14 protein-coding genes and 2 tRNA genes are annotated in these 17,234 nt (G+C 41.0%); 10 read left to right on the forward strand and 6 right to left on the reverse strand.

Annotated features, from left to right (window positions below; translation table 11 throughout):
* Nucleotides 1-137 precede the first annotated feature (137 nt).
* From megL to H5200_RS10295, 6 genes are all read left to right on the forward strand, one after another.
* Nucleotides 138-1,319, forward strand: coding sequence for a methionine gamma-lyase (gene megL, locus H5200_RS10270; protein ID WP_182718139.1), 1,182 nt, complete (start codon nt 138-140; stop codon nt 1,317-1,319).
* 212 nt (nt 1,320-1,531) lie between these two features.
* Complete coding sequence (gene phhA / locus H5200_RS10275) at nt 1,532-2,329, forward strand: phenylalanine 4-monooxygenase (RefSeq protein ID WP_145241432.1); 798 nt, start codon at nt 1,532-1,534, stop codon at nt 2,327-2,329.
* A 9-nt stretch (nt 2,330-2,338) separates the two neighbouring features.
* Nucleotides 2,339-2,683 (forward strand): 4a-hydroxytetrahydrobiopterin dehydratase, encoded by a 345-nt coding sequence (locus H5200_RS10280; protein ID WP_149980747.1) that lies wholly within the window; start codon nt 2,339-2,341, stop codon nt 2,681-2,683.
* Nucleotides 2,684-2,853: 170 nt separating this feature from the next.
* Nucleotides 2,854-6,741, forward strand: coding sequence for an ATP-dependent RNA helicase HrpA (gene hrpA, locus H5200_RS10285; RefSeq protein ID WP_182718138.1), 3,888 nt, complete (start codon nt 2,854-2,856; stop codon nt 6,739-6,741).
* A gap of 72 nt (nt 6,742-6,813) precedes the next feature.
* On the forward strand, nt 6,814-7,191 hold the full coding sequence (locus H5200_RS10290; protein ID WP_145241521.1) for a PleD family two-component system response regulator: 378 nt from the start codon (nt 6,814-6,816) through the stop codon (nt 7,189-7,191).
* Between the two features lie 8 nt (nt 7,192-7,199).
* Complete coding sequence (locus H5200_RS10295; RefSeq protein WP_182761444.1) at nt 7,200-7,496, forward strand: PilZ domain-containing protein; 297 nt, start codon at nt 7,200-7,202, stop codon at nt 7,494-7,496.
* Between the two features lie 34 nt (nt 7,497-7,530).
* On the opposite strand, the gene H5200_RS10300 is transcribed toward H5200_RS10295, so the two are convergent.
* Nucleotides 7,531-8,721 (reverse strand): class I SAM-dependent methyltransferase, encoded by a 1,191-nt coding sequence (locus H5200_RS10300; RefSeq protein ID WP_145241424.1) that lies wholly within the window; start codon nt 8,719-8,721, stop codon nt 7,531-7,533.
* Between the two features lie 138 nt (nt 8,722-8,859).
* Here H5200_RS10300 and H5200_RS10305 point away from each other — a divergent pair, with 138 nt between their 5' ends.
* Both H5200_RS10305 and H5200_RS10310 read left to right on the forward strand, forming a co-directional pair.
* The gene (locus H5200_RS10305) at nt 8,860-9,525 is read left to right on the forward strand and encodes an HD domain-containing protein (protein WP_145241422.1); all 666 of its coding nucleotides are present in this window, start codon (nt 8,860-8,862) and stop codon (nt 9,523-9,525) included.
* Complete coding sequence (locus H5200_RS10310) at nt 9,525-9,914, forward strand: VOC family protein (RefSeq protein ID WP_145241420.1); 390 nt, start codon at nt 9,525-9,527, stop codon at nt 9,912-9,914. Before H5200_RS10305 ends, H5200_RS10310 begins: the two co-directional genes overlap by 1 nt.
* Before the next feature lie 7 nt (nt 9,915-9,921).
* On the opposite strand, the gene H5200_RS10315 is transcribed toward H5200_RS10310, so the two are convergent.
* The 3 genes from H5200_RS10315 to H5200_RS10325 all read right to left on the reverse strand — a co-directional run bounded on the left by H5200_RS10315 (nt 9,922) and on the right by H5200_RS10325 (nt 15,482).
* Nucleotides 9,922-10,911, reverse strand: coding sequence for a two-component system response regulator (locus tag H5200_RS10315; protein ID WP_182761445.1), 990 nt, complete (start codon nt 10,909-10,911; stop codon nt 9,922-9,924).
* A complete protein-coding gene (locus tag H5200_RS10320; RefSeq protein ID WP_182718136.1) occupies nt 10,911-14,252 on the reverse strand; it encodes an MHYT domain-containing protein in 3,342 nt (1,113 codons plus the stop codon). The genes H5200_RS10315 and H5200_RS10320 overlap by 1 nt, the downstream gene beginning before the upstream one ends.
* Nucleotides 14,253-14,501: 249 nt before the next feature.
* A complete protein-coding gene (locus H5200_RS10325) occupies nt 14,502-15,482 on the reverse strand; it encodes an ion channel (RefSeq protein ID WP_145241414.1) in 981 nt (326 codons plus the stop codon).
* A gap of 85 nt (nt 15,483-15,567) precedes the next feature.
* Between H5200_RS10325 and H5200_RS10330 the strand changes: the two genes are divergently transcribed.
* Complete coding sequence (locus H5200_RS10330) at nt 15,568-16,299, forward strand: M48 family metallopeptidase (protein ID WP_182718135.1); 732 nt, start codon at nt 15,568-15,570, stop codon at nt 16,297-16,299.
* Nucleotides 16,300-16,337: 38 nt separating this feature from the next.
* Here the strand turns inward: H5200_RS10330 and H5200_RS10335 are convergent.
* A tRNA-Tyr gene (locus H5200_RS10335) sits at nt 16,338-16,422 on the reverse strand.
* 49 nt (nt 16,423-16,471) lie between these two features.
* Nucleotides 16,472-16,556 (reverse strand) — tRNA-Tyr (locus H5200_RS10340).
* Between the two features lie 112 nt (nt 16,557-16,668).
* On the opposite strand from H5200_RS10340, the gene H5200_RS10345 reads away from it, so the two are divergent.
* Nucleotides 16,669-17,190, forward strand: a complete 522-nt coding sequence (locus tag H5200_RS10345; protein ID WP_182718134.1) for a VC2046/SO_2500 family protein — start codon at nt 16,669-16,671, stop codon at nt 17,188-17,190.
* The last annotated feature ends 44 nt before the right edge of the window (nt 17,191-17,234 follow it).

The following is a 17,234-nucleotide window of genomic DNA, read 5'->3' on the forward strand; positions in this document are numbered from 1 at the left end:
TAAATCTGTACAGTGGTGAACGGCCACTGTACTAACTACATCCAAATTTATAGCCATCTGAGCATCTGGCATGCTTGTGCTTTATCCTGCGATACGTTTTGATTATGGGATCAATAATAATCAAAAAAGATCAGACAATGAACAAACTCCACATCGACAGCCAATGTATCCATGGACCAGAAAAAGCCAATGATCCGCATGGCGCACTTACTGCTCCTTTATACCAAACTTCAACGTTTCATTTTAGCAGTGCCGCGCAAGGTGCAGCACGTTTTGCTGGTGAAGAACCGGGCTATATTTATACCCGTTTAGGTAACCCGACGACGACAGAGCTTGAACAAAAAGTCGCACAACTTGAAAGTTGCGAAGCCGCTGCAGCAACAGCCACAGGAATGGGCGCGGTTTCTGCATCGGTATTAAGTTTTTTATCGCAAGGCGATCACTTAGTCGCATCAAGCGCTTTGTATGGCTGTACGTTTGCTTTCTTCGCACATATGTTGCCGCGTTGGGGGATTGAAGTGACGTTTGTAGATATGACCGATGAGCAGCAATTACGCGATGCAATTAAACCGAATTCAAAAATGATTTTTGCCGAAACCCCAGTTAATCCAACTATGGCGGTAATTGATTTAGCGTTAATAGGACAAGTGGCAAAACAACACAATTTGATCAGTGTAATAGATAACACCTTTCTCACGCCGTTACTGCAAAAGCCAATTGATTATGGCATTGATTTAATTGTTCACAGTGCTACTAAATATTTAAATGGTCACGGTGATGTTGTGGCTGGTTTGGTGTGTGGCAGTCAAGAGCACATTACATTAATTAAAATGACCGTACTTAAAGATATTGGTGCAACAATCAGTCCACACGATGCATGGCTTATTAATCGTGGTTTAAAAACCTTAGCGATACGAATGCAGCGTCATTGTGAAAGTGCGCAAATTATTGCTGAATTTTTAGAGCAGCATCCCCAAGTTAATACCGTTTATTACCCCGGACTTGCATCTCACCCAGGGTTTAAGTTTATCGGTAAGCAAATGAAAGCCTCTGGTGGCGTTATTGCCTTTGAATTAAAAGGCAGCCTAAAAGATGGCGAGCAGTTTATTAATAATACCCAATTGTGCACACTCGCCGTGAGTTTAGGAGACGCCGAAACACTCATTCAACATCCGGCATCGATGACTCATTCACCGTATTCACCCGAAGAAAGAGCAGCTGCGGGTATTAGCGATGGTCTGATCAGACTATCTGTTGGCCTTGAAGATGTTAACGATATAATTAACGACCTTAACCGCGCTTTTACTTTTATTGCATAGTCTGTAATTTTATATTTACGGTTTGTGTTGCTTCTAGCCCTTTAAAAATAGCGCTGTAAACTTTTTGATCTTAAAGTGTAATGTTTGGTGTACAAAAGGCGGTTTGGTGCTAATAGCTGATGTTGTCTCAGCTATTAAACTTTGCCTTACATTTGCTTAGTATCTCCTTAACAGGTTGACACCGATATCGGTTTAACACTAAGAAGGTTATTATGGCTAAAGCAAGTAAATACACCTCCAAGACACCAGATGAAAATGGCGTTATCCATTGGAGCGAAGCAGAAAATAAAATATGGTCAGAACTAGTCGCACGCCAACTAAAATGTATTGCAGGCAAAGCTTGCAATGAATACATGGAAGGGCTTGAAAAAATAAACCTGCCTCATGACCGTATTCCGCAGTTAAGTGAGCTTAATGAAGTATTACTAGCGACTACCGGCTGGCAAGTTACGCCTGTGCCAGCTTTAATCGACTTTGATGAATTCTTTCGTTTATTAGCAAATAAGCAATTTCCAGTCGCAACCTTTATTCGCAGCCGTGAAGAGTTTGATTACCTGCAAGAACCTGATATTTTTCATGAAATATTTGGTCATTGTGCAATGCTTACTAATCCTGATTTTGCCAAGTTTACGCATAAATATGGCCAGTTAGGTTACGCTGCCGAGAAAAAAGATCGGGTTTACCTTGCCCGTATGTATTGGTTTACGGTTGAGTTTGGCCTAATGCAAACAGATGATGGTCTACGTATTTATGGTGGCGGTATTTTATCAAGTCCAGGTGAAACACAATACGTGTATTCAGATAAGCCCGAGATCAACCCGATGAATGTATTGGATGTATTACGCACGCCGTACCGAATTGATATTATGCAGCCTTTGTACTACACCATTAATTCTATCCATGATTTATTTGATATTTCACAGCTGGATATTATGGCGTTAGTTGCGCAAGCAAAAGAATTAGGGTTACATGACCCAAAATTTCCTCCTAAAGAAAAATTAGCAAGTTAAGGATTTAAGATGTCATCATTAAGCGCACAAAAATGTGAAGCCTGTCACGTAGACGCTCCACAAGTATCAGATACCGAGTTAGCTGAATTAATTAAAATGATCCCAGATTGGGTGCCTGAAGTACGCGACGGTATTATGCAATTAGAGCGTGTTTATAAATTTAAAAACTTTAAACAAGCCATCGCTTTTACTAATAAAGTAGGTGATATGGCTGAAGATGAAGGCCATCACCCGGGCTTGCTAACAGAGTGGGGCAAAGTAACGGTAACGTGGTGGAGCCATTCAATTAAAGGCTTACACAAAAATGATTTTATTTGCGCTGCCAAAACAGATGAAGTTTTCGCTGCGCTATAAATAAAACACAGCAATTGTTCTGCCCAAAGAACATGAAAGGCGCTTAATTAGCGCCTTTTTTATTGTTTTAAGCTTTGGTTATTACATTTTATATCGCAGCAAAGTTAACCCCTGCGGCGAAGTTTGCTACAATCGCTCGTCTTTACTCAAATTTTATAAGGTAGTCGCGGGTGGTTAACCTAGGTCAATTGTTTGGTGAACTAAAAACGTGTTTAAGAAAAGATCAATTCATCTTTAAAAAACGCCTTCACGGCATAAAAAAAATAACCGATGAAACAAAACAAGCAGCCGTGATTGAAAAAATCACTGCAGATATAGCACGTAGCCAACAATTGCGAGAGGTGCGCTTAGCTCAGTTACCTAAAGTAACTTACCCTGAGCAGCTCCCCGTCAGTCAGAAAAAAGACGACATTAAAGAGGCTATCGCCAATAACCAAGTGGTTATTATCGCGGGTGAAACCGGCTCAGGTAAAACCACGCAAATTCCTAAAATGTGTTTAGAACTTGGCCGTGGCGTTGATGGTTATATCGGTCACACCCAACCAAGACGTTTGGCTGCGCGCAGTGTCGCGGATCGGATTGCTCATGAAATGCAATGTGAACTTGGCCAGCAAGTGGGTTTTAAAATTCGTTTTAGCGATCAAGTATCAAATAACAGCTATATAAAGTTGATGACTGACGGTATTTTACTGGCGGAAATTCAACAAGACCGATTTTTAAACCAGTATGACACCATTATTATTGATGAAGCTCATGAACGTAGTTTAAACATTGATTTTATTTTAGGTTATTTGAAAAACCTATTACCAAAGCGTCCTGATTTAAAAATAATTATTACCTCTGCGACCATTGATCCAGAGCGATTCTCAAAGCATTTTAATGATGCACCGATTATTGAAGTGTCAGGACGAACATTTCCGGTGGATGTGCGTTATCGTCCTTTGGTTGAAATTGATAAAAATGATATGGAGGCTGAAGGCGACCAGCTGCAAGGTATTTTTGATGCCGTTGATGAGCTGTGCCAAGAAGGCCCAGGCGATATTTTAATCTTCTTAAATGGTGAACGGGAAATACGCGATACTGCTGATGCCCTTAGTAAACGTAATTTAAAAGGAGCGGATGTTTTACCTTTGTATTCGCGCCTTTCTAACGCAGAACAAAACCGTATTTTTGCTCCCCATAGTCGTCGTCATATTATTTTATCGACCAACGTTGCTGAAACCTCACTTACTGTGCCGGGTATTCGATACGTTATTGATCCTGGTACCGCGCGCATTAGCCGTTATAGTTATCGTACTAAAGTGCAGCGTTTACCGATTGAGCCAATATCACAAGCCAGTGCCAATCAGCGAAAAGGCCGCTGTGGCCGTGTTGAAGCGGGTATTTGTATTCGTTTATATGCTGAAGATGATTTTAATTCGCGCCCAGAGTTTACTGATCCAGAAATACTACGTACTAATTTAGCCTCAGTTATTTTAAAAATGCTCGGCTTAGGGTTGGGCGATATGGCCGAGTTCCCATTTGTACAAGCACCAGATAGCCGTAATATCAACGATGGCTTAACGTTACTAGAGGAACTTGAAGCGGTAAAACCTAGTCGTCACAATAACAATACACAGCTTACTAAATCGGGTATTGAACTGAGCCGCTTACCGGTTGACCCGCGTTTAGCTAAAATGGTACTAACAGCACAAAAGCTGGGTGCGCTGCGTGAAGTGATTATTATTGTGGCGGCGTTATCGATTCAAGATCCACGCGAGCGCCCGCAAGAAAAACGCGCTGCTGCAAACGAAAAGCATGGCCGTTTTGACGATCCTGATTCAGATTTCATCGCCTTTTTAAATTTATGGAATTACTTAGAAGAGCAGCAAAGTGAGCTAAGTAACAGCCAATTCAGAAAGCTGTGCCAAAAGGATATGCTCGCTTATATGCGTATTCGTGAGTGGCAAGATATCGTTTATCAGCTCAGTACTGTGTGCAATGAAATGGGCATGAAAGCGACCAGCAATGTTGCCGATGGCGATAAAATCCATCAAGCGCTATTGAGTGGCATGCTCAGTCACATTGGTTTTAAAGATGAAAAGCAAGTATATAAAGGCGCTCGCAACAGTCAGTTTCATGTATTCCCAGGCTCTGGATTATTTAAGAAAAGCCCAAAATGGTTGATGTCGGCAGAGCTGGTTGAAACCAGTAAATTATATGCACGTATTAATGCCAAAATTAACATCGATTGGGTTGAACCATTAGCACAACACTTAGTAAAACGCAGTTACAGTGAGCCGCATTGGGAGAAAAAGCCCGGCGCAGTGATCGCTTTCGAACAGCAGGTATTATACGGGCTGATCATAGTGTCAAAGCGTCGCTGTGTGTACAGTAACATTGACCCGAAAGTTAGCCGCCAGTTGTTTATTCGCAGTGCCTTAGTAGAGCAAGATTTAGGTCAAAATGAAGGGTTTTTGCAGTTTAATCGCGAACTGATTGAAGATATTCAAACTCTAGAAAATAAAAGCCGCCGTCGTGATATTTTAGTTGATGAGCAAACCTTATATGAGTTTTACGATAAGAAAATTCCTGCTCAAATAAACAGTCGTGCAGCATTTAATAAATGGTATAAAACGCAAAAGCAGCAGGATAAACATTACTTGCAAATGACACGTGATGATTTAATGCAACACGGTGCTGATAGTGTTACTGAGTTTGATTACCCCGATGTATGGCAACAAGGTAATTTAATGTTGCCGTTGAGCTATCATTTTGATCCAGGGCAAGCGGTCGATGGGGTTGCAGTGCAAATTCCGGTGGCCTTACTAAACCAAGTAGAAGAAGCTGGCTTTGACTGGCATATTCCTGCATTTCGTCATGAGTTGATCACCGGTTTAATTAAATCTTTACCTAAATCACTACGTCGTAATTTTGTGCCTGCGCCAAATTATGCAGATGCGGTTCTTGCAGCAATCGAGCCTATGCAAGGTAACTTCATTGAGGCACTCAGTACGCGTTTATTACGTATGACAGGTGTAAAAGTTGATCCAGAGGCCTGGGATTTAACCACCCTTGCGACTCACTTACGACTGCAGTTTGAAGTTCGTGATGAAAAAGATAATGTACTTGCCCGAGGTATGGATTTAGCGAAACTCAAAGCGCAATTGCAGGGTAAAGTGACGCAAACGCTGTCTAAAGTGGCAGATAAAGGCATTGAAAAAGCTGACCTATTGCAATGGGATTTTGGCAAGTTACCGGTATCCTATGTGAAAAAACAAGGCCAGTATGAAATCAAAGCGTATCCTGCGCTGGTAGATAAAAAATCATCGGCGGCAGTGGAGCTATTTGATAACGAAGTTAAAGCGCAAACCGCCCATCAGCAGGGGTTACGCCGTTTGGTATTACTGAATGTACCTTCGCCGATAAAATATTTGCAACAAAACTTACCCAATAAGGCTAAATTAGGTCTATATTTTAATCCGTTTGGTAAGGTTGCTGATTTAATTGATGACTGTATTGCCGCAGGCGTTGACAGTTTATTGGTGAAATTAGGCGATGTACGCACCGAACAAGCGTTTGAGCAAGTAAAAGAGCACGTGCGCGGTGAGCTCGGCGATGCGGTTGTTGCTATTGCAACCCAAGTTGAGCAAGTGTTGAGTATTGCGCATGCGTTACATAAAAAAATGAAAGGGCGAGTTGATTTAACCATGATCACTGCACATGGAGATATAAAAAGCCAACTGGGATCTTTGGTATTCAAAGGCTTTGTTTCAAATCATGGCGCAGACAAACTTAGTGATTTAATTCGTTACTTAAAAGCAATAGAAAAACGCTTAGAAAAGTTGCCAGTTGATCCAAATCGTGACAGATTATGTGTACTTGAGTTAGAAAAGGTTGCTCAAGAGTATCAAAAACAGCTGAAAAAAGTGCCGCCTGGAATGCCTGCTCCGCAACAATTGCAGGATATTTTTTGGATGCAACAAGAGCTTAGAGTATCCTTGTTTGCGCAAACGTTAGGGACACCGTATCCGATTTCAGCTAAGCGTGTATTGAATGCTCTGAAAGAAATTGATTGAGTTTGGTATTTAGTAAACATCGAATACCTTGGAAGGAAATATTTGTTAGATGAGAAGGAACTGATATTAACCATGCGCTCATCCGCTAATACACACCCGCGTTTACTAGTTGTAGATGACGAGTACTTTAATTTTGAAATGCTCAAAGTCGCTTTATCAGCGGATTTTGAGCTCAGTTATGCTGAATCAGGTAAGAGCTGTTTATCGTCGGCTATTGCAAATCCACCGGATGCGATTTTACTCGATGTATGTATGCCCGGCCTAGATGGTTACGACACGTGTCGAATGTTGAAGAACACCCCTGAAACTCGTAATATTCCTGTTGTTATGGTGTCAGGCTTAGAATCCGTACAGGAACAACAAGCTGGTTTTGATGCCGGTTGCGATGCCTATGTGGTGAAGCCTTTTTCGGTCGTGGGGTTATTAGAAAAAATCAATACGGTTGTTTAGGAGTTATTATGCTAAATGAAGATAAACGTAATTTTAGACGTATGCAATTAAATGCACAGGCAAAATTAACCACACTTGAGCCAGTCGCTGATCAACATTTTGATGCTGTATGTGTCAATTTAAGTGCAACTGGGTTGTCACTGCAGTTGGATGAATTACTTGAACTGGGCACCATTGTGAAGGTGAATATTGATTCGACCAGCCCTGCCATTGCACCACTTGATGCAACAGCAAAAGTCGTTCGTGCCAGCAAAGAAAGTGATGGCACGGTAACCGCTGGGCTAGAAATAATGCAGTTTAATTAACCTGATGAACTCAGGTTAATTAGTTGCAGTCAGTTTAGTAAACTTTACAGATCAGGCCTTTTAGGTAAAAACCTTCAGGGTAACTGCCTGCGATTGGATGATCAGCAGCTTGGTTTAAACGCTCCATGATCAACAAATCCTTACCAGCATCAAGGGCTGCATCAGCAACCACTTTTTGAAATAAATTTTGCTCCATTAAACCTGAACATGAGAACGTAAGCAACGTACCACCTGGTTTAAGAATTTGCATGGCAATCATATTGATATCTTTATAGCCACGACACGCACCCGTTAGTTGTGCTTTGTTATCAGCAAATTTAGGTGGGTCCATAACGATAGTATCGAATAACACCCCATCTTCACGGTATTGGCGTAGTAATTTAAATACATCTTGTTTTATGAAGTCAACTTTATCTAAATCAAGATTATTGTGCTCGACATTACGTTTTGCGGTATCAAGCGCGGGTTGCGATACGTCAACGTTAGTAACATGCTCGCAGCCGCCACGCAGCGCATACAATGAAAAGGTACCAGTGTAGCTAAAACAGTTAAGTACTCTTTTATCTTTTGAAAAACGCTCTAATGCAGCACGGCTATCACGTTGATCAAGGTAGAAACCGGTTTTATGACCTTCGAGAATGTCTACTTCAATTTTAAAACCATTTTCTTCAATTAATACTGGCTGCTCAGGCTTATTACCCCATAACACGCCCATAGTCGGCTCTAAGCCTTCTTTGGTGCGCACATCGACATCAGAGCGCTCATACACGTTACAGCCTGGGAAAATAGCGATTAAAGCGCCAACTATTTCACCTTTATGGCGCTCAGCACCGGCACTTAATAACTGACACACTAAAAAGTTGTCAAATTTATCAATGGTTACACCTGGTAAAAAATCAGACTCGGCGGCACATAACCGAAATCCCGTTAAGCCACCTTCAGTAATTACTTGCTCGCGTGCCGCAAAGGCACGACGTAAGCGACGTTCAAAAAAAGCTTGGTCGATGATTTCTGTTTCATCAAAGCTCCAAACACGCGCGCGGATCTGTGAGTGCGGACTGTAAGCCGCTGTAGCTAAAAATTTACCATTACTATCGTGAATGGTCACTGTGTCACCTAAACCTGGCTTACCTTTTATTTTTTTGATGGCTTTTGAAAACAACCATGGGTGTTTTCTTTTTAGTGATTTTTCACGACCAGCTTCTAGGTATACGACAGATGACATTAGGCTTCTCATTACGGATAAATTAAGAGCGTATTTTAGTGAAGCAGGCTCGAACATACAATGAATGTTTTGCACAACAGCCTATAACCGCGGTAAAGTAACAGTAATTCAATGCATTAATTTGAAATTACAGGATTTATGGAACAACGTTTGCCCGTTTTAGTATTATCTGAGCCGTTGCAACAGCTAGAAAATCATTGCCGTGCTTTTATTTTGTCGTTAGTGAGTGCTGATGTCGCCCACGATATTACCCATATTGAACGAGTCGTGCGTGTTGCAAAACAGCTCTGCTTTGCTGAAGATGCTTCGATGGACGTGGTGTTACCCGCAGCATGGTTGCATGACTGTGTTGCAGTGGCTAAAAACCACCCGGATCGCGCTAAAGCTTCAACAATGGCCGCAGATAAAGCAATTTCATTTTTAGCGTCAATAGGGTACGACGCGCAATATTTTGATGCCATTCATCATGCTATTGTAGCCCATAGTTTTAGTGCTAACATTGCAATTGAAAGTGTGGAAGCACAAATCGTTCAAGATGCTGATCGTATGGATGCTTTAGGAGCAATTGGTGTCAGCCGCTGTATGAAAGTAGGGGGCTCAATCGGACGCAATTTATATCACCCTGACGATCCATTTTGCGCCCACCGCAGCCCGGATGACAGCTTGTATACATTAGATCACTTCTTCATCAAGCTATTACATATTGCACAGAGTATGAATACACCTTCAGCAAAAGCAGAAGCGGTGCGTCGTACTGAATATATGCAGGTATTTATTGAACAACTTAAGTCGGAGATTGGCTAATGGCAATGCCTACTTTATCTGGTGTCGATCATTGCCATTTAAATGTGACTAACCTTGCGCAAGCCGTCACGTGGTACAAAACAGTCCTTGGATTTAATATTGTGCCAGAGCTTGCTTTTTGGGATGAGGGTACTGGGCCTTTAACACTAGAAGATCCTGCGGCAACTATTCGCTTAGCGTTATTTGAGCGAGAGGGCAGTAGTAAAGGGATTGCATTTGGCGCATCTGGAGAGCAGTTTATCGCTTGGCTTAAGCATTTGGCTGACTTAAATATTAAAACCGTGGTTGCTGATCACAAAGTTACATACTCTGTTTATTTTCAGGATTTAAGTGGTAATAGTCATGAAATCACCTCTCATGACTATGCATATATCTCGGCCAACATCTAGCATATGGTTAGCTTTGGTAGGCAGAGTACACTGCTAAAACAGCATCTAGCTGGCCTTCAAATAGTGCGATAAGCTGAGGATCAAAGTGTTTACCAGCTTGCTCGCGCATATGACTTATGGCTTCATCAACGCTCCAAGCTTGCTTATAGGGACGTTTAGAGGTAAGTGCATCGAATACATCGGCGATTGCCACAATACGTCCTTCAATCGAAATTTCCTCACCTTTAAGACCGTTTGGATAACCTGATCCATCCCATTTTTCATGATGCTCCATCGCAAGTATATAGGCGAGCTGCAATAACGGCGATGACGAGTTTGCTAAAATTTTAGCGCCGATTTTGGCATGCTGTTTCATGTGTTCAAATTCTTCGGCTGTTAATTTCCCTGGTTTAAGCAAGATTGCATCGGGAATGCCGATTTTACCAATGTCATGCATCGGTGCTGCTTGTTTGAGAAGCTCAGCATGTTGTTCAGTCATTCCATAGGCTAGTGCTAAAATTTTACTGTATTTACTCATGCGCACAATATGCTCGCCAGTATCGGTGTCTTTATACTCGGCAGCGCACCCTAAACGATGGACTAAATCAACGTGAGCCAACTTTAGCTGCTCAGCCTGAACTAGGGATAAATGAGTTTTAACACGCGCTCTTACGATTGCAGGACTAATAGGCTTGGTTATGTAATCTACCGCGCCAATTTCAAAACCTTTAAACTCATCACTTTCATCCGCAAGTGCAGTCACAAAAATGACTGGAATATGCTCAGTAGCAGGGTTTTGTTTAAGCAGCTGACATACTTCAAAACCACTCATATTTGGCATCATAATATCGAGTAGAATGAGTTTGGGTGGCTCTTTTTCAACTAACGCGAGCGCGGCATCACCCGATTTAGCAAAAGAGAGGCGATATTGATTCCCTAATACTTCGCGCATGACTTTAAGGTTGGCGGGTTCATCATCAACAATAAGAATTCGTGGGCGTTCGGTTATTAAGTCCATCAGTGTGTTTCCAAATTTGCTGCCTGATTGAGCAGCTCTATTAATGCAATAAGAGTACTCTGGGCATTGTCAAAGTCAAACTGGTCGAAATATTCGATTAATGCATCCACATCACTTTGATAAGTAGCGGGGGCATTGTCTGCTAATGTTGCTAACAACTCATCATTGAGCTCTGCATTTTCTGCGTCTTTACGCAGTTGTTCACACAGTATTTTAAATTCGCTGAGCGATAGTACTTGGGTATTTTTTTCGCTGCTTTGCACTGCTATACAGCTGCTGGTTTTTCTAGCTAACAACTCATTGACCGCATTAAACTCTATCTGCAATTGCTGAATTATTTGCGCCTGCTGCTCAGGGGCTTGGCTGTTTTCTAAGGTTGAAAGTAGGGCCATCATAGTCGGTAAACCTAAATTACCAGATAAGCCTTTAAGGGTATGTAATGTGCCATTAATATCTTTTAAGGCATTTAGTCCATCATTAAAGATAATGTCACATGTTGCCTGCTGCTCTTTAAAAAAACGGTGTATTTCGCTCAGCTGTTTACACTTACTGCCCCAAAGTTGCTGTCCTTTTTTAAAATCAATATGCTGTGCTGTGGGATCACTGTGAGCAATTTGCGTTTCTATATTTAAACCAAAGCCAAGCACTTGCGCAATCTCTTGATTCAATTGATTGATATCAACAGGCTTATTGGCGAAGCCATTCATACCCGCTTTTTTAGCCGTTAATTTATCTTGCTGTAAGACACTGGCGGTGAGCGCAATGATCGGAGTCTTTTTTAGCTGTCGTTGTTGCTCAATTTCACGAATTTTTTCGGTCGCGGCAATACCGTCACATTCAGGCATATGGATATCCATTAAAATGACATCAAAATCTTGTTTTTCAAAAATAGCGATCGCTTCTAAGCCGTTGCTTGCAGAGCTAATCGTATGCTGATCTCGCGACAATAATAACTGTAGTAGCTCAACATTTTGTGCTATGTCATCAACGACTAAAATGCGCAGCTTAGGTAATTGCGTATACAACTTATCAAAGTAATTGACTTGGGTTTCATCACCGACCTCTAAAGGCAATGAAAAATAAAAGCAGCTGCCTTTATCTTCTTCACTGACTACGTTGATTATGCCACCCATCAGCTCAACGAGTTGCTTACTGATAGTAGTACCAAGTCCAGTGCCACCAAAACGACGTGTAGTAGTCCCGTCAGCTTGTTCAAAAGGCTGAAATACCGCTTTAAGACGATCTTTAGCAATACCAATACCGGTATCTTGTACTTCAAAAAATAAGTAATTATTTTGTGTCGTACTGACAGTGACATTCACTGAGCCCTGAGCTGTAAACTTAACTGCATTACCAATTAAATTTGTTAAAACTTGGCGAATTCGGTCTGGATCACCGTAATAAGTAGGGTGAACAGACTCTTTGATGGTAAGTGTTAGTTCTAGATCTTTCTTTTTTGCTTCTAACCAAAATGTAGAAATAATACTATCAAGCACCGCTTGAAGATTAAAATGCACTAATTCAATGGTCAGCTTACCTTTTTCAAGTTTTGCAGAATCCAATATTTCATTTAATAGCCGTAACAGCGAGCGAGCCGCATTATTTACGATAATTAAGTGCTTTTGTTGGTCTTGATCAAGTGGTGTATCCATCAATAAATCACTAAAGCCAATAATCGAATTCATCGGTGTGCGAATTTCGTGACTCATATTCGCCATAAATGACTGTTTGGCTTGAGCTGCATCTTCGGCGGCTATTTTCGCCAACTTTAATTTATCTTCGTATTCACGACGTTCACTAATATCGATAATAACGCCGTCGATCCAAATCGCTTCACCTTGCTTGTTGAACTCAAAGCTACCTTTCTCAAGCACCCAAATTAGCTTGCCACTTCGATGACGTAGTCGGTATTCAATTGAGTATTGCGATTTAGCAGCGATCGCTTGCTCGACCGATTTATTGATGCGTTTGTTATCATCTTTAAAAATCAAATCACTAAACTGAATATGCTGATTGATAAATTCCGATGGGACATAGCCAGTTACTTCATTAATGCTAGGGCTAATAAAAATCATGCTCCAGCTTTTATCCAACTGGCAGCGAAATACCACGCCAGGCATATTATTCATCAGCGAGCGGTATTGTTGTTCTTTCGCTATGAGGTTTTGTTGTAGTTTGCGTTGCTCAGTCAAGTCAGTAATAAAGCCAACAAATATTGACTCTTGTCCTGGCTGGTTTGCTTCACCAATACCTAAGCGAATAGGAAATAGGTGACCTTGTTTATGTTTAGCAAGAACATCACGATTGACGCCAATAACTTTACCTAAATCGATGTGATGTGCCTTTAATAGATATTCATCATGCTCGGCTGCGATATCATCTGCCATCAGCATTTTTATGTTTTTACCCTTTACATCAGTGCTATGCCAGCCGAAAATATTCTCTGCAGCGTTATTAAAGCTTAAGATAATACCGCGATTGTTAATTGTTACAATGCCATCTATAGCGGTCGATAAAATAGCCTCTAAGCGAGATTCATTCCCTGTTTTTTCTTCAAGTAACATGCGATAGCGTACCATACCGTTAATGATAGCAACTATCGCGGTTAGAATAATGGTGGCGAACACTACGCTAATAGCAACAAATGTAAGTTCTGAGCTGGCGCTGTCATTACCAATTAATGGCGAGGTTGCAACAAACCGTGTTGCCGCCATTCCCATGTAATGCATACCTGCAACAGCAAAACCCAAAATGATTGCGCTGATCAACCGCGTCTGCAAAGAATTTAGTGTTGGGAGGTGCTTTTTAATATTAAAGCGAGCATATAAAGATATAAACGCCAGTACAACGGCAACGATAATTGACAACCCAAACATCAATGGATCGTAGCGTAGCAGCGGGCTCAATTCCATTGCTGCCATACCACTGTAATGCATAGTGCCGATACCTGCGCCGAGTAGTACCGAGGGCAGTATTAAACTGAAAATAGTGGCGTTATTTTTTACTAATAATGACACGCCAGTTAGGCAGGCTAAAAATGCTGGAATGAAAGATAAAAAGGTGAGTGTTGGGTCGTAGCTGATATTTGTACACAGTGAAAATGCCAACATACCAATAAAATGCATACTCCAAATACCGCCAGAAAGTACCAAGGAAGCCGTTGAGTTGGCTAATTTTTGATAACTTTTGAAGCGTGTTTCTTTGGCCAGATCGATCATGTAAGTTGCAAAAAATGCAGAGAAAATAGCCGTTAAAACAGACAGAGCGACTAAAAATGGGTCATAAACACCATTAATAAGAAGGCTCGGATCGTGATCGGTAATAAAAAAAGCGGTAAGCATAACGGCTCAATACACTGTTATTTCAGTAATAACTAATATCACCTGAAATATATGTTAAGACAATTAATTAATTTTGCGCAAATGCCTGTTATTTGTTTACATATTTAGCTGCAAAATTTAACAAAATCAAAAACTTTTTAAAATCAATTCGCTAAGTTTCATTGTGCGCAATGATAGCATCATTTATAACCAGTTTTATAGCAGGTATTTAGCTGAACTATTTATTTTCGCAGATAAAGTAATCGGTAATTATCGGGTCATACGTTTGACAAATACGACTACGAATAATGCCAGAGAGAAACTCCCGCAAAACGCTTCAACTGCAGCAACGAATCGGGAGAAACCAACCGGAGTAATATCGCCATATCCTAAGGTTGTAAAAGTAACCACGCTAAAATAGAAGCTATTAAGTAGGGCTAATAAATTATCACTTAATGTTGCCGCCGGATTGAACTGCATAATACGACCAGCATCCATCACCCCAAAAATAAAATAACACAGGGCGCAGCAGATGATCAGTGACAAACTAAAACGGATCACATTTTCAGGCTTTTCACCATACCCGCACAACATATCAATACAGCTCGAGGCTAATCGTTTTTTTGAACCTCGTGGATATTGTGCGTGACGCATCCGCAGTTCTTTGTACGTGAAATTACCCGCCAGTTCAAATAAGCCTTGTTGTTCTGATGCTTTACGTAAATTGCGAAATATTTCTTCTGATTGTTCAAATAAGTCAAGGGCTGCGCTTTTATCTGTATGTTTAAGCGCTGCTTTAGCTTGTTTTTCCTGTAATAGTTCAGCGCCTAGCTCAATGTTATCAATACGGGTGTTGTTTAGTTTTATACCCAATAAATTTGTATCTTGTAGGTTGCAGTAATGCAGGCTTGCTTCGTGCAAGTTGGCTTTCATCAGTGAACTGTGGGCTATTTTATTATTAAACAGATGAGCGTTGGTGAGCGTTGCACGATAAAAATTACTGTAAGATAAATCAAAGCCATCCTCATCATCTTGTTTTATCAAATTAAGCCCATTAAGGTTAGCGCGTTTTAATTGCAATCCCTGTAATAATCCTCCCTTTTTTGCATAGCGCTCTAATTTTTGGGTCAGATCTAAGCCTGACTTATCAAATTTGGCATCATGCCAAAAACAAAAACCTGAACCCATGTCTGTTTCTTGACAATGATGGCCATCGGGAGAGGTATAACGACAACAAGGCTTATCAGGCATGTTTGATATCGCTTTATTTAATTCTACTTAGATATAGATTAGCAGTTATTTTGCAAGGTATTATAGTGACCTGTTAATTAGTTTAATGACTGTCGGTCAATTACAAGAGTTAGGTTTGTTTGAATATACATTAAAACGTAGTCGCCGCCGCAAAACTGTCGCTATCAAAGTCCAGCAACAAAGTGTCACAGTTTATGCGCCTGTTGGGGTTGCTAAAAAGGAACTTGAAAGCTGGCTGCTAAGTAAAACTGACTGGATCAATGCGCAAATTAACAAGCAAAGTCAAATGCTTGATACTCGCCAATACCCATTACAAGATAATCGCGTACTGGTTTTTTCACAACCTGTGATACTGACTTATGGTGTCAGCTCGCGCAGCGCATGGCAGCTAGTAAAAAATCAGCAGGGAGATGTGTTACAGCTAAATCTTTCTGGACGGGTTAAGCATCAGCAGCCAATGTACCAAACCTTGCTCGAAAGTTTTTTACATGAGCAATTAGAAAATTATATTGAAATGCGTGTACATGCTTATTGCCTACAAATGGCAGAGACTTTACCTAGCAGTATTCGCATTCATACTTATAAGCGTCGTTGGGGCAGTTGTAATCGACGACGAGAATTGACCTTTAATTTGTTATTAGCCAGTGCGCCGCAGAGTATTATTGATTATGTGATTGTGCATGAACTAGCTCACTTGAAATATTTAAATCACAGTGCCGCATTTTGGCAGCGCGTCAGTGAGTTTTATCCTGATTATAAGCAAGCAACAAAATGGCTAAAGCAACACGGTGCGAGTTTACAATGGGTAGTCGAATGAGTTAGCGAGAATAAAGTTTTGCTGATAGATAAGAAAAGTGGTGGAGGGAGCTGGATTCGAACCAGCGAAGGCTGAGCCGTCAGATTTACAGTCTGATCCCTTTGGCCGCTCGGGAACCCCTCCACACTAATTTTGTCGCATTTGGCCCCACTTAACTTAGCGGTAAGAAAAGTGGTGGAGGGAGCTGGATTCGAACCAGCGAAGGCTGAGCCGTCAGATTTACAGTCTGATCCCTTTGGCCGCTCGGGAACCCCTCCAATGCAACGGCGCTGATAATAGCAAAGTGAGCATTTAAGTAAAGAAAAAAGCTAAAGAAATATTAAATAAAGCCGATAAATATCTATTACTAACTGCAATCGGCTAAAGTCTATGCAAATCGATGATTTGTTAATCACAGAGAGTCAACTTAACAATCGTCTTGCCAAAAGTGTCTCAGAACACCGTCGTGGCGAGTTTGCATTATTATTGGCAATGCTTTCTCATGACGTGTTAGATTTTAGTCAATTTCATCTCCCTAAAACCCCATTTGATGCACATGCTTCAACACCAACTGAAGCGCAATTACGTGAACAATTAGGGGCAGGGCCTGAGCAAGCATTGGCTCCAGATGAATTTGATATGCTCATTGGCCAACATAATGCACAGCTATTACAACAAGGCAGCATGGCAGATATTCGTTTACGTTCGTGCCTTGCGCCGGAACCATTAGTGATCAGAGATGATAAAAACCATATTCCACTAATGGTGATTGATAATTGCGAACTAGTCGTGCGAAAGCGTCATTTAGATAAAGAAACACAGCTAGATCATCCGCAAATGGATGCGGCTGCATTTTACGATAGCCTTAATAATGCAGATCTTCATCAACCCTTACACCTTGCCCAAGCGTGATATTAAGCTGTAATAATTATCGGTAAAAATATTTTATTTATTTT

The organism is Pseudoalteromonas sp. SG43-7 (assembly GCF_014164295.1).
GTDB lineage: Bacteria > Pseudomonadota > Gammaproteobacteria > Enterobacterales > Alteromonadaceae > Pseudoalteromonas > Pseudoalteromonas rhizosphaerae.